Annotated in this window: 14 protein-coding genes; 9 read left to right on the top strand and 5 right to left on the bottom strand. The window is 73.9% G+C overall.

Features of this window, described 5'->3' with window-relative positions; all coding sequences use genetic code 11:
- The first annotated feature begins 29 nt into the window (after positions 1-29).
- A complete protein-coding gene (locus AB0H87_RS03185) occupies positions 30-494 on the top strand; it encodes a hypothetical protein (RefSeq protein ID WP_360138720.1) in 465 nt (154 codons plus the stop codon).
- On the opposite strand, the gene AB0H87_RS03180 is transcribed toward AB0H87_RS03185, so the two are convergent.
- Entirely contained in the window at positions 463-1,431 is a 969-nt protein-coding gene (locus tag AB0H87_RS03180) for a GNAT family N-acetyltransferase (RefSeq protein ID WP_360138717.1), read from the bottom strand. The genes AB0H87_RS03185 and AB0H87_RS03180 overlap by 32 nt on opposite strands.
- A gap of 80 nt (positions 1,432-1,511) precedes the next feature.
- On the opposite strand from AB0H87_RS03180, the gene fdxA reads away from it, so the two are divergent.
- From fdxA to AB0H87_RS03165, 3 genes are read left to right on the top strand one after another with little or no spacing between them, the layout of a single operon-like run.
- Complete coding sequence (gene fdxA, locus AB0H87_RS03175) at positions 1,512-1,838, top strand: ferredoxin (protein WP_239091056.1); 327 nt, start codon at positions 1,512-1,514, stop codon at positions 1,836-1,838.
- 5 nt (positions 1,839-1,843) lie between these two features.
- Positions 1,844-2,947, top strand: coding sequence for a succinyldiaminopimelate transaminase (gene dapC / locus AB0H87_RS03170; protein ID WP_360138713.1), 1,104 nt, complete (start codon positions 1,844-1,846; stop codon positions 2,945-2,947).
- Positions 2,940-3,584, top strand: coding sequence for an SIMPL domain-containing protein (locus AB0H87_RS03165; protein ID WP_360138710.1), 645 nt, complete (start codon positions 2,940-2,942; stop codon positions 3,582-3,584). Before dapC ends, AB0H87_RS03165 begins: the two co-directional genes overlap by 8 nt.
- Here AB0H87_RS03165 and AB0H87_RS03160 read toward each other — a convergent pair.
- Positions 3,567-4,205 (bottom strand): DNA-3-methyladenine glycosylase 2 family protein, encoded by a 639-nt coding sequence (locus tag AB0H87_RS03160; protein WP_360138707.1) that lies wholly within the window; start codon positions 4,203-4,205, stop codon positions 3,567-3,569. The two genes, AB0H87_RS03165 and AB0H87_RS03160, sit on opposite strands and share 18 nt — an antisense overlap.
- Positions 4,202-4,522, bottom strand: coding sequence for a nitroreductase/quinone reductase family protein (locus AB0H87_RS03155; protein ID WP_360138704.1), 321 nt, complete (start codon positions 4,520-4,522; stop codon positions 4,202-4,204). Before AB0H87_RS03155 ends, AB0H87_RS03160 begins: the two co-directional genes overlap by 4 nt.
- 80 nt (positions 4,523-4,602) lie before the next feature.
- Between AB0H87_RS03155 and AB0H87_RS03150 the strand changes: the two genes are divergently transcribed.
- Entirely contained in the window at positions 4,603-5,250 is a 648-nt protein-coding gene (locus AB0H87_RS03150) for a nucleoside/nucleotide kinase family protein (protein WP_360138701.1), read from the top strand.
- A gap of 3 nt (positions 5,251-5,253) precedes the next feature.
- Here the strand turns inward: AB0H87_RS03150 and dapD are convergent, their stop codons facing one another.
- Positions 5,254-6,204 carry a 2,3,4,5-tetrahydropyridine-2,6-dicarboxylate N-succinyltransferase gene (gene dapD / locus AB0H87_RS03145; RefSeq protein WP_360138698.1) on the bottom strand — a complete coding sequence of 317 codons (951 nt, stop codon included), beginning with the start codon at positions 6,202-6,204 and terminating at the stop codon, positions 5,254-5,256.
- 24 nt (positions 6,205-6,228) lie between these two features.
- Between dapD and dapE the strand changes: the two genes are divergently transcribed.
- Positions 6,229-7,299 carry a succinyl-diaminopimelate desuccinylase gene (gene dapE / locus AB0H87_RS03140; RefSeq protein WP_360138695.1) on the top strand — a complete coding sequence of 357 codons (1,071 nt, stop codon included), beginning with the start codon at positions 6,229-6,231 and terminating at the stop codon, positions 7,297-7,299.
- On the opposite strand, the gene AB0H87_RS03135 is transcribed toward dapE, so the two are convergent.
- Positions 7,296-7,460, bottom strand: coding sequence for a hypothetical protein (locus AB0H87_RS03135; RefSeq protein WP_360138692.1), 165 nt, complete (start codon positions 7,458-7,460; stop codon positions 7,296-7,298). The genes dapE and AB0H87_RS03135 overlap by 4 nt on opposite strands.
- A 218-nt stretch (positions 7,461-7,678) precedes the next feature.
- Here AB0H87_RS03135 and AB0H87_RS03130 point away from each other — a divergent pair, with 218 nt between their 5' ends.
- From AB0H87_RS03130 to AB0H87_RS03120, 3 genes are all read left to right on the top strand, one after another.
- Complete coding sequence (locus AB0H87_RS03130) at positions 7,679-8,500, top strand: TIGR00730 family Rossman fold protein (protein WP_360138689.1); 822 nt, start codon at positions 7,679-7,681, stop codon at positions 8,498-8,500.
- A 4-nt stretch (positions 8,501-8,504) separates the two neighbouring features.
- Positions 8,505-9,041, top strand: coding sequence for a TIGR00730 family Rossman fold protein (locus AB0H87_RS03125; protein ID WP_360138686.1), 537 nt, complete (start codon positions 8,505-8,507; stop codon positions 9,039-9,041).
- Positions 9,042-9,104: 63 nt separating this feature from the next.
- Positions 9,105-12,539: an ATP-dependent DNA helicase gene (locus tag AB0H87_RS03120; protein ID WP_360138683.1), complete on the top strand. Its 3,435-nt coding sequence runs from the start codon at positions 9,105-9,107 to the stop codon at positions 12,537-12,539.
- Positions 12,540-12,566: the final 27 nt, after the last annotated feature.

Below are 12,566 nucleotides of genomic sequence, written 5' to 3'. Positions count from 1 at the left end.
CTGACGCCGAGTGAGCGTTGGAGGCGCAGATGAGAAACCGCTGGCTCCGGATCGGCGCCCTCGCCGGCGCGTTGTTCGCGATCAACCTGGTTGCCCGGGGGGTCGCGAACTTCGCGTATGGCGATGACACGGACATGCAGGACCGCGTGTCGCTGGTCTTCTTCGCGGTCGTGGCGCTGGTCATCGCCGGCGTCGCGTTCCGCTGGGGGCGCGACCGGCCGGTCGGCGTCTTGCTGGCCGACATGGCCGGCGCGGTGCTCGTGGCCTGCCTGGCGACGGTGCTGATCGGGCCGGCGGTGTTCGGGGCCAACCCGGTCGGCGGCGGCGCGGGGGAGTTCTTCGCCCAGATCTGGCTCTATGCGGCGTTCAGCGCCGGCGGCTTCCTGGTCGGCTACCTGCTGCTCGTGGTGCTCGGCAAGGATTACCGCTCCCGCCAGCTCGCCGCCTACTCGAAGGCGAAGCTCAGCAAGCCGCGTCGGGTCGTGCGCCGCTAGGCTGCTCGCGCGTCAGGTAGCTGTGGTGGGTGGTGAACCCCAGCGTGCCGTAGAGCGCGATCGCGGCCGTGTTGTGCTCCTCGACCTGCAGGAACGCCTCGGTGGCGCCGAGCTCGGCGGCCCAGGTGGCGAGCGCCGCGGTGACCACGCGGGCCAGGCCCTTGCGCCGGTGCGCCGGGATCACCTCGATCGACGCCAGGTGCAGCCACCGCCGTTCCTCGCCGACCACGGCGCCCCGGCCGGCCGCGATCAGCGTGTCGCCGTCGTACAGGCTGGCGAACCGCACCTCGGGCGGCCCGGTGAGCACGTGCCGGGCGGCGGGCGGGAGGCTCCGCTTGCGCGCCTCGTAGATCGCCAGCCAGTCGTCGCCGGGCGCCTTGGCCAGCGACACGCCCGGGGCGTCGGCGACCAGCCGGCTCAGCGCCCCGGTCTGCACGAAGGTCAGCGGCCGGGCGGTCCAGCCGCGGGCGTCCAGCGCCGCGCCGACCGGCGCCGCCAGCGGCAACGGGGTGTTGATCAAGGCCGGCTGGCCGCGCTCGGCGTACCACTCCTCGATCGCGTCGATCGCCGCCTCGAGCGGCCGGTCCGGGTCGCCGATCGGCAGCGCCGAGTTGGCCCGACCCGTCCACCCGTCCGCGCTGCGCAGCAGCCAGTCGCCCAGCCGGCCGCGGATCGGCGCCGGCCAGGCGGCGTCGGCGGCCAGCTCCAGCGCGATCACGTCGGCGGCGGTCGGGCGGCGCTGCGGCGGCACCCGCTTGGCCCGGTGTACCTCCGACAGGGGTACGACGATCGTGCCGTTCGTCGTTGCCACGGTGAGTTTCGTCTCGTCCACCGCGACCAGCTCACCCAGCGCGTCCGAATAGAGCGGGCGACCGTTGCGAACGCCGACAATCCGCCGGATCACCACACGGTGTCCTACATCCTGCCGTCGGAGCACGATCGACCCCCCTCCACGCGAGATACTAGGCTCTTGACCGCCGCGGGTGATCGCGGCGTGGCTACGGAGGAGAGAAACCCGTGACCTACATCATCGCGGAGCCGTGCGTCGATGTGCTCGACAAGGCGTGCATCGAGGAGTGCCCCGTCGACTGCATCTACGAGGGCAACCGGATGCTCTACATCCACCCCGATGAGTGCGTCGACTGCGGGGCCTGTGAACCGGTCTGCCCGGTCGAGGCGATCTTCTACGAGGACGACGTGCCGGAGCAGTGGAAGGACTACACCACCGCCAACTACGAGTTCTTCGAGGACCTCGGCTCGCCGGGCGGCGCGTCCAAGGTCGGCAAGATCGAGAAGGACCACGCCGTCGTCGCGGCGCAGCCTCCGCGCGAAGCGGAGCACTGACCGGCGTGCGGGTGTCGGCCACCCTGCCCGACTTCCCGTGGGACCTGCTCGAGCCCGCCAAGGCGGTCGCCGCGGGGCACCCGGACGGCATCGTCGACCTGTCGATCGGCACGCCGGTCGACCCGGTGCCCGCGGCGATCCGCGCGGCCCTGGTCGCGGCCGCCGACGCGCCGGGTTACCCGCTGACCGCCGGCACGCCGGCGCTGCGCTCGGCGATCCGGCGGTGGGTGGCCCGCGCCTGCGGTGCCACCTTCGAGGAGATCGGCGTCCTGCCGACGATCGGCTCCAAGGAGCTGGTCGCCGGCCTGCCGGCGCAGCTCGGCCTCGGCGCCGGTGACGTCGTGGTGATCCCGCCGGTCTGCTACCCGACCTACGAGGTCGGTGCCCGGCTGGCCGGCGCCAAGGTCATGCGCGCGGACTCGCTGCTGTCCCTGGGTCCGGCGACCGACGTCAAGCTGATCTGGGTCAACTCGCCCGGCAACCCCAACGGTCGCGTGCTCCCGCCGGCCCACCTGCGCAAGGTGGTCGACTGGGCGCGCGAGCGGGGCGCGGTGGTGGCCAGCGACGAGTGCTACCTGACGCTCGGCTGGGAGGTCGAGCCGACCTCGATCCTGTCGCCGTCGGTCAACGGCGGCTCGCTGGAGGGCCTGCTCGCGGTGCACTCGCTGTCGAAGCGGTCCAACCTCGCGGGCTACCGGGCGGGCTTCGTCGCCGGCGACCCGGCGCTGGTCGGCGAGCTGCTGGCGGTGCGCAAGCACGCGGGCCTGATCGTCCCGGACCCGGTGCAGGCCGCGATGGTGGCGGCCCTCGACGACGAGGCGTCGGCGACCGAGCAGCGCACCCGGTACGCCGCCCGGCGCGGAGTCCTGCGCGAGGCGCTGGAGAAGGCCGGCTTCGCGATCTCCCACTCCGAGGCGGGCCTCTACCTGTGGGCGTCCCGCGACGAGGACTGCTGGTCCACCGTGGAGCACCTGGCCCGGCTCGGCATCCTGGTCGCACCCGGCGCGTTCTACGGGCCCACCGGCGAGCGGCACGTCCGGGTCGCGCTGACAGCCACCGACGAACGCATCGCCGCCGCCGCCGACCGCCTATCCTCGGTGGATGGCTGATCCCGTCGTCGCGGTGCGCGGTGAGGCGGTGCGTGAGGTGCCGCCGGAGATCGCACGGTTCTCGGTCACGGTCGCCGCGCGCGACAAGGACCGCCAGGCCACGCTGCGCCGGCTGGCGGAGCGCGCGGAGCAGACCCGGGCGCTGGTCGACAGCTACTCGGTCGAGCGCCGCGAGTCCGGCGGCCTCCAGGTCTTTCCGGAGCGCAAGCGGTCGGGCGAGAAGGTCGCCGCCTACCAGGGCAGCGTGACGACGACCGTCACGCTAGCCGACTTCGACGTGCTCGGCGAGCTGATGCTGCGGCTGGCCGACCAGGAGCAGACGTCCGTCTCCGGGCCGTGGTGGGAGCTGCGGCCCGACAGCCCGGCGCAGCGCGAGGTGCGCCGGGCGGCGATCGAGGACGCGATCGCGGTGGCCCGGGACTACGCCGCCGCGCTGGGCGCCCGGATCACCGCGCTGGTCGAGGTCGCCGACGCGGGGATGCGACCGCAGCCGATGTTCGCCCGTGCGGGGATGGAACGCGACGCAGCGCTCAGCGTCCCGAGCATCGACCTCGACCCGCAGGTGCAGACCGTGCACGCCGCGATCGAGGCCCGCTTCACGATCAGCGCGCCCTCGGTGCTATCGGAGGTCGGCTGAGGTCCCGCCGGGCTCCAGCGCCGCCGCGGCCCAGCAGTAGCGGGCCACCACCGTCCGGTACGGGCGGAACCGCTCGCCCTCCGGCTCCAGCTGTTTCGGCGTCGGCACGGTGTCCCGCGGCCAGATGTGCGTGAAGCCCTGCCGCACGCCGAGGTCGTCGACCGGCCAGACGTCGAGCCGGCGCAGCTCGAAGATCAGGAACATCTCGGCCGTCCAGGGCCCGATGCCGCGCACGGTGACCAGCCGCGCGATGATCTCGTCGTCCGGCATCCGGGCGCCGGCCCTGAGCACCACGGTGCCGTCGACGACCTTGGCGGCCAGGTCGCGCAGGGCGGCGGACTTGGCGCCCGACAGCCCGGCCGCGCGGAGCTGCTCAGCGGAGAGCGCCAGCAGGGCCTCCGGGGTGAACGGGCCGTCCACCATGGCCCGCAGGCGGCCGTGGATGGCGATCGCGGACCGCCCGGAGAGCTGCTGGAACGTGATCGCCCGGACGAGCGCGCCGAACGGCCCGTCCGGGTCCCGCTTGCGGTGCTGGATCGGCCCCGCCCGGCGGATCACCCGGGCCAGGGCCGGGTCAACGGCCGCCACCTGGTCGGTCGCGGCGGCGAGGCCGACCGTCAAGAGTCCCGGACCTCCACCGCGACGTCGACGCCCGGGTAGTACCGCTGCACGTCGGCGGCGCCGTACTTGCTGCTGAACTCGTCCATCACCTGGCCGACCTTGGCCTGGTCGGTGATCAGCTTGGCCTTGGCCGAGGTGGCGCCCAACTTGATCGTCGGGTTGTTCCGGAGGTTCCGGAACCACTGGCTGCCGCGGCCACCGACCGGCAGCAGAAACGTCGACTTGCCCTCGCGGATGAACCACACCGGGTGCGAGTGACCCTCCCCGGTCCGCCGGCCGATGGTGGTGATCTCGATTTCCGTCGCTTCGGTTGCCATCGCACACCCCCTGTTGACCACGGTAGGCGCGGCGCGGGGCCGCCGTCCGCGTTCTCCATGTCATGGTTACTACGGCAAGGATGGGGCGTGCGATAGTTCCTCGCGTGACGTCGTACCCCCTGGATGCGCTCGTGGCCCGGGCGGCCGCCCTGGCCGACCTCGGGCCGCGCCGGCTGCTCGGCATCGTCGGCCCGCCCGGTGCCGGCAAGTCGACGCTGGCCGCGCGCATCGTCGAGGCCGTCGGGCCGACCGCCGTGCTCGTGTCGATGGACGGCTACCACCTGGCCGAGGCGGAGCTGCACCGGCTCGGCCGGCACGACCGCAAGGGCGCGATCGACACGTTCGACGCGGCCGGCTACGTCTCGCTGCTCGGCCGGCTGGCCGCCGCGGGCCCGGAGACCGTCTACGCGCCGGCGTTCCACCGGGAGATCGAGGAGCCGGTCGCGGGATCCATCCCGGTGCCGCCGGAGGTCCGGCTGGTCGTCACCGAGGGCAACTACCTGCTGGTTCCCGACGAGCCGTGGTCCGGCGTGCGCCTGCTGCTCGACGAGATCTGGTACCTCGACCTCGACGAGGAGGAGCGGCTGCGCCGGCTGGTGGCACGGCACATGGCGTACGGCCGCAGCCAGGCGGAGGCGAAGGCGCGCTCGTACGGCAGCGACCAGGTCAACGCGGAGCTGATCGCCACGACCCGCTCCCGAGCCGACCTGGTCGCCAGGTTGATCTGAGGTCTAGTCGTTGGCGTGCAGCGCCGCGTTGAGCTCGATGCCCCTGCCCGAGCGGGGGCGGGCCTCGAGGGCGCCGGTCACCGAGTTGCGCCAGAACAGCAGGTTGTCGGCGCCGGACAGCTCGCGGGCCTTGACCACGCGGCCGTCCGGCAGCGTGAGCTTCGAGCTGGGCGTGATGTAGCAGCCCGCCTCGACCACGCAGTCGTCGCCGAGCGAGATGCCGATGCCCGCGTTCGCGCCCAGCAGGCAGCGCTCGCCGATGCGCAGCTTGTCCTTGCCGCCACCCGAGAGCGTGCCGAGGATCGACGCGCCGCCGCCGATGTCGGAGCCGTCGCCGACCACGACGCCGGCCACGATCCGGCCCTCGACCATCGAGGTGCCCAGCGTGCCCGCGTTGAAGTTGACGAAGCCCTCGTGCATCACCGTGGTGCCGCTGGCCAGGTGGGCGCCGAGGCGGACCCGGTCGCCGTCGGCGATCCGGACGCCGGCCGGCACCACGTAGTCGATCATGCGCGGGAACTTGTCGACGCCGTGCACGGTGAGCTGGCGGCCGGCCAGCCGCTCGCGGACGCGCAGCTCGTCGACCCGGTCCGGCGGGCACGGGCCGGCCGACGTCCAGGCGACGTTGGCCAGCATGCCGAAGATCCCGTCGAGGTTCGGCTCGTTGGGCCGCACGAGGCGGTGGGAGAGCAGGTGCAGCCGCAGGTACGCGTCGGCGGCGTCCTTGATGGGGTCGGCCAGCGAGCCGATCTCCACGACCACGATCTCGGTGCGCAGCCCGGGCAGCGTGCGCTCGCCGACGGCGCCGGCCGCGGCGCCGAGCAGGGTGGCCGGGTCGCCGGCCGGGCGGGCGCCGAGGCCCAGCGTCTCCGCCGGGAACCAGGCGTCGAGCACCTGACCTTCCGCAGTGGTCGTCGACAGGCCGATTCCCCAGGCAGGCTGCTCACTCGTCACGGTTATGACGGTAGCGTGCGAGCTATGACCAACCCGCTTACCCCCGCCGTGTTGTCGGACCCGGTCGAGCTGACCCGCGTGCTGGTCGACATCGAGTCGGTGTCACTGCACGAGAAGGACATTGCGGACTGTGTGGAGCAGGTCCTGCGGGCGGTGCCGCACCTGCGGGTGGAGCGCCTGGGCAACACGGTCATGGCCCGCACCGAGCTGGGCCGCGCGCAGCGGGTGGTGCTCGCCGGCCACCTCGACACGGTGCCGATCGCCGACAACCTGCCGGCCCGGGTCGACGGCGAGATCATGTACGGCTGCGGCACGTCCGACATGAAGTCCGGGGTCGCGCTCGCGCTGCAGCTCGCCGTGTCGCTGCCGGAGCCGCGCTACGACGTGACCTACTTCTTCTACGAGGCCGAGGAGATCGACTCCGCGTACAACGGGCTCAACCTGGTCTCCAAGAGCCACCCCGAGTGGCTGGCCGCCGACTTCGCGGTGCTGCTGGAACCGACCCACGGCGTCGTCGAGGCGGGTTGCCAGGGGACGATGCGGGTGCACGTCTCGACCACCGGCAAGCGGGCGCACTCCGCCCGGTCGTGGCGCGGCGTCAACGCGATCCACGCGGCGTCCGGTGTGCTCGACCGGCTGGCCGCCTACGAGGCCCGGCAGGTGACCATCGACAGCTGCGCGTACCGCGAGGGCCTCAACGCGGTGCGGATCAACGGCGGCATCGCCGGCAACGTGATCCCGGACCGGTGCGAGATCGAGATCAACTACCGGTTCGCCCCGGACCGCGACGTAGCGGAGGCGGAGGCCCACCTCCGCGAGCTGTTCGACGGGTACGAGGTGACGCTGATCGACGCGGCACCGGGCGCGCTGCCGGGGTTGGGCGCCGCACCCGCGCAGGAGTTCGTCGCCGCGGTCGGCTCAGCCCCGATCGGCAAGCTGGGCTGGACCGACGTGTCGCGGTTCGCCGCGATGGGGATCCCGGCGCTCAACTTCGGGCCGGGCGACCCCAACGTGGCGCACGCGGTCGACGAGCGGGTCGAGATCCCGCTGATCAGGGAAGGCGCGGCGACCCTGCACCGCTGGCTCGTGGGCTAGGACGCGGTGGGGACGCTGTCGTCGACGGGATGGAGCTCGACGGTGGTCTCGTCGTCATCGTCGGCGATCGGGGCGATGCGGGTGAGCCGGCGTTCGACCACGACGGCACGGATGCGGCGGTGCATCTCACGGCGCTGGCGGAGCTGATCGAAGCGGGTCATGACGGCTCTCCTCCCCCCAAGGTGCCCGGCGTCGCCGGGCGGCCCTGCATACCCGGTATTCGAAGATTAAGACGCCCGGCAAGCGAATTCGGTTGCGGCTACGCCCGGGTTAATTTCCCCTTCCGACAGATTGTTGGCCGGATGGCCTAATCGTCCGGTGGGAATTTGATGTGGGCCGCGACACGGTGGTGTGCGCCGATGTGGCTACCGTGGTGACCATGACCCACGGAAACGGCCGCAACCCCGACCGGCTACGCGGACCGGAGCGCCACCGCGGCGCGGTCACGCTGCGCCGGGACGCGATTCCGATCAGCACCGCCGACCAGCGGCTGCTGGACTCGCGCACGCGGGCGGACTGGAAGACCAAGGACGCCTGGCGGGCGTTGCGCATCCTCTCGGAATTCGTCGAGGGCTTCGACACCCTGGCCGACCTGCCCCCAGCGGTCAGCGTGTTCGGTTCGGCCCGCAGCAAGCCGCAGAGCGCGGAATGCGTGATGGCCGAGCAGGTCGGCGCGGCGCTGGCGCGGGCCGGCTACGCGGTGATCACCGGCGGCGGGCCGGGCGTGATGGAGGCGGCCAACCGCGGCGCGACCGAGGCCGGCGGCCTCTCCGTCGGGCTGGGCATCGAGCTCCCGTTCGAGCAGGGCATAAACGACTGGGTCGACATGGGCATCGACTTCCGGTACTTCTTCGCCCGGAAGACCATGTTCGTCAAGTACGCCCAGGCGTTCGTCGTGCTGCCCGGCGGCTTCGGCACGATGGACGAGCTCTTCGAGGCGCTGACGCTGGTGCAGACCGGCAAGGTCACCCGGTTCCCGGTCGTGCTGATGGGCGAGTCCTACTGGGCCGGCCTGCTCGAGTGGATGCGCAGCACGCTGCTGACCGACGGGAAGATCGGCGAGGCCGACCTCGATCTGATGTGCGTCACCGACGACGTGGACGCGGCGGTCCGCTACATCGTGGACGCCGACGCGGCGCTCGCCGCCGAGCAGGACGCGATCCAGGAGGCGGCGGCCGCCCGGCGCGGCGCCGACGCCTGAGCCCGTGGCCACCATCTGCGTGTTCTGCGCGTCGTCGCAGACGCTGGACCAGCGCTGGACCGACCTCGCCACCGAGGTGGGCGTGGCGCTCGCCCGGGCCGGCCACGTGCTGGTCTCCGGCGGCGGCCGGGCCGGCATGATGGGCGCGGTCGCCGAGGGCGCCCGCGGCGCCGGGGGCCACACGATCGGCGTCATCCCGCAGTCGCTGGTCGACCGTGAGATCGCCGACACCCGGGCGGGTGAGCTCGTGGTCACCGACGGCATGGCCAGCCGCAAGAACCTGATGATCGAGAAGTCCGACGCGTTCCTGACGCTGCCGGGCGGCATCGGCACATTGGACGAGCTGTTCGAGGTCTGGACCACCGGCATGCTGCGGGTCCATGACAAACCGGTCGTCCTGCTCGACGCCGACGGCTTTTACGCCGGTCTGCGGGACTGGTTGGAGTCCCTGGTCCCCGGCGGGTTCGTGCGGCGCGAGGCGCTCGACCGCCTGGTCGTCACCCGCACCGTCGGGGAGGCCGTTGCCGCCCTCCCGCGCTGAGCCGGCGGTTGGGGCGGGTGGTGCCCCTGTGGCTTGTCGGACCCGCGTGGTTCGATGGGCGGCATGCAGGCGTACCGGCTGGTTCGCCGGGAGCCCGCGCCGGAGGAGCCTCGGGCTGACCGGCTCGACCCTCTACAGGCCAACGTGGTCGCGCACACCGACGGGCCGTTGCTCGTGTTCGGCGGGCCCGGCACCGGCAAGACCAGCACGCTCGTGGAGGCGGTCGCCGCGCGGGTGGCGTCCGGAGTGGATCCCGAGCGTGTGCTGGTGCTCACCTTCAGCCGGCGCGGCGCCACCGCGCTGCGCGAGCGGATCGAGGCGCGGATCGCCGCCGGCGACGGGCGGGTCGTGCACGAGCCGCTGGTGCGGACGTTCGCGGCATACGCGTTCGGCATCCTGCGCCGAGCCGCGGCCCTGCGGGGCGAGCCGTCACCGCGCCTGCTCACCGGCCCTGAGCAGGACCTGGTGATCCGCGAGCTGCTCGACGTGGTCGGCCCCGACGGCGAGGCCGACGACCCGATCGGCTGGCCCGCGCACCTGCGCCCGGCCCTGCGCACGCGGGCGTTCGCCGAGCAGCTGCGCGACCTGCTGATGCGCGCCGCCGAGCGCGGGATCGGGCCGGTCGAGCTGGCCCGGCTCGGCGAGCGGCTGGGCCGCGACGACTGGCCGGCCGCCGCGCGGTTCCTGCGCGAATACGTGGCGGTGCTGGCCCTGCGCGACGTGACCACCCGCGGCTCGGTCGCCTACGACGCCGCCGAGCTGGTGCGGGCCGCCACCGGGCTGCTCGACGACGACCCGGAGCTGCTCGCCGCCGAGCGTGGCCGGCTCGACGTCGTCTACGTCGACGAGCTGGCCGACACCGACCCGGCCCAGCTCGACCTGCTGCACCGCGTCGCCGGCGGCGGCCTGCCGCTGGTCGCGTTCGCCGACCCCGACTCGTCGACGTTCGCGTTCCGCGGCGCCGACCCGAGCGGGGTGGGCATGTTCCCGCACCGGTTCCGCACGGCCTCCGGCGCCGTGGCGCGCTCGCTGACGTTGCGCACCGACTACCGCTCGGCCGGGCCGCTGTTCACGGCCACCGGCCGCGTGGCGCGGCGCCTGCGTGGGCCGGTCGGCCACCGCCGCGCGCTGCACGCGCCCGACGCGACGCCGGGCCGGGTCGAGGTGCGCACCTTCCGGTCGCGCACGAGCGAGGCCGCCTTCCTCGCACACGCACTGCGCGAGGCGCACCTGCTCGACGGCGTGCCGTGGTCGCGGATGGCGGTGCTGATGCGCTCCACCACCCTGCAGCTGCCGGCGCTGCAACGGGCCCTGCACTCGTCGGGGGTGCCGACCGTCGTGCACGCCGAAGACCTGCCGCTGCACCAGCAGCCGGCGGTCGCGCCGCTGTTGTTGCTGCTGCGCTGCGCGCTGGAGCCGGCGTGGCTCGACGAGGAGGCGGCCGTCGCGCTGTTGCACTCCCCACTGGGCGGTGCCGACCCGCTCGCCGAGCGGCGGTTGCGCCAGGGGCTGCGCACGCTCGCGCTGGCCGCGGGCGACCGGCGGCCCTCGGGCGAGCTGCTGGTCGACGCGCTGCGCGACCCGGCCGAGCTGGCCGCGGTCGAGCGGCGCTGGGCCGCGCCGGCCAAGTCGGTGGCCCGCTTGCTGGCCGTCGCGCGGGCGGCGGCGGCCGAGCCGGCCAGCACCGCCGAGGACGTGCTCTGGGCGCTGTGGCGGGCGACGGGGCTGGGCGAGCGGTGGTACGGCGCGATCGTCCGCGCCGGCCGCGCCACCGGCGAGCCCGACAACGGTCCGCGCTGGCGGGCCGCGGCGGCCGACCGCGACCTCGACGCCGTGGTCGTGCTGTTCGACGCGGCGGCCCGGTTCGTCGACCGCCTGCCCGGCGCCCGCACCGAGGTGTTCCTCGACCACGTGCTCGGCCAGCAGCTGCCCGCCGACACGATCGCGCCGAGCGCCGACCGGGGCGAGGCGGTCCGCCTCCTCACCGCGCACGCCGCCAAGGGTCTCGAGTGGGATCTGGTCGCCGTGGCCGGCGTGCAGGAGGGTGTCTGGCCCGACCTGCGGCTGCGCGGCACGCTGCTGGGCTCCGAGCGGCTGGTCGACGTCGTCTCCGGGCGGGCCGACGGCACCGGCGTGGCGGCGTCCCTGGTCGGCCAGGCCTCGGCGCTGCTCGACGAGGAGCGCCGGCTGTTCTACGTCGCCGTCACCCGGGCCCGGCAGCGGCTGCTGGTCTCCGCGGTCAACTCGTCCGCGGTGGGCGGCGCCGATCACGAGGAGCAGCCCAGCCGGTTCCTGCACGAGCTGCTCGGCCCGGGCGGCGACGAGCCATCGACCGACCCGCCCGACGAGCCGCCGCCGTCCGACGAGCCCGACGACGACCTGCCGCCGGATCCCGACGACCTGCCGGTCGACGACGACGGCCGGGTGATCTGGCCCGACGACGAGGTGCCGGAGGCCGCCGCGCCGGCTCCCGCCCCCGCCCGGCCGCGCGACGAGTCCGACGAGCTGCCGCTGTCCCGGCCGCCGCGGGCGATGACGCTGCCCGCGCTGGTGGCCGAGCTGCGCACCGCGGCCACCGACCCGGGCGGGACGCCCACCCGGCGGCACGCCGCGGCGCGCGAGCTGGCCCGCCTGGCCGCCGCCGGTGTGCCGGGCGCGCACCCCGACGACTGGTGGGGCTTGCGCCCGCTCTCCGATGACCGCCCGCTCGCCGACGCCGGCGAGACCGTGCGGGTGACACCGTCCACCATGGAGAGCGCGCTGCGGTGCAGCCTGCGCTGGCTGCTCGAACGCCACGGCGGTGCGGCGCCGGCCACGGCGGCCCAGGGCGTCGGCAACCTCGTGCACGCGGCCGCGATGCTCGCCGAGGACGCGGCGGTCGACCGCGAGCGGCTCATCGAATACGTCTCCGCCCGGTTCGACGCGATCGACCTGGCCGCCCGCTGGCTGGCCGGCCCCGAGCGCGAACGGGCCGAGGCGATGGTCGACAAGCTGCTCGTCTGGCTGGCCGCCAACCCCCGCCGGCTGCTCGCGATCGAGCAGGAGTTCGCCGTGCGGCTCGAAGACCCGACACACGACATCGAGCTGCGCGGCCGGGTCGACCGGCTCGAGGTCGACGCCGAGGGGCGGCTGGTCGTGGTCGACCTCAAGACCGGGCGCACGACCTCGACCGCCGACGACCTGGCCGACCACCCGCAGCTCGCGGCCTACCAGGCGGCCGTCCAGGCCGGCGCCTTCGACCCGCACGGCGCCGAGTCGGGCGGTGCGGCGCTGCTGCAGCTCGGCACCACCGCCAAGGCGGCCAAGGAGCAGGCGCAGCCGTCGCTCGCCGAGCACGACGACCCGGGGTGGGCCCAGGCGCTGGTGCGGCGCACGGCCGAGACGATGGCCGCCTCGACGTTCCACGCGGTCGCCAACAGCCGCTGCCGCGTCTGCCCGGTGCGCACGAGCTGCCCGATCTCGGGCAAGGGACGCCAGGTCGTGGAGCCGCGGTCATGACCGAGCCTTGGCGAGGGCATCATCAGC

Origin of the sequence: Asanoa sp. NPDC050611 (assembly GCF_040654855.1) — a bacterium.
Classification (GTDB): domain Bacteria; phylum Actinomycetota; class Actinomycetes; order Mycobacteriales; family Micromonosporaceae; genus Asanoa.
The sequence above is the reverse complement of the archived record's forward strand: the minus strand, read 5'-3'. Positions and strand labels throughout refer to the sequence as shown.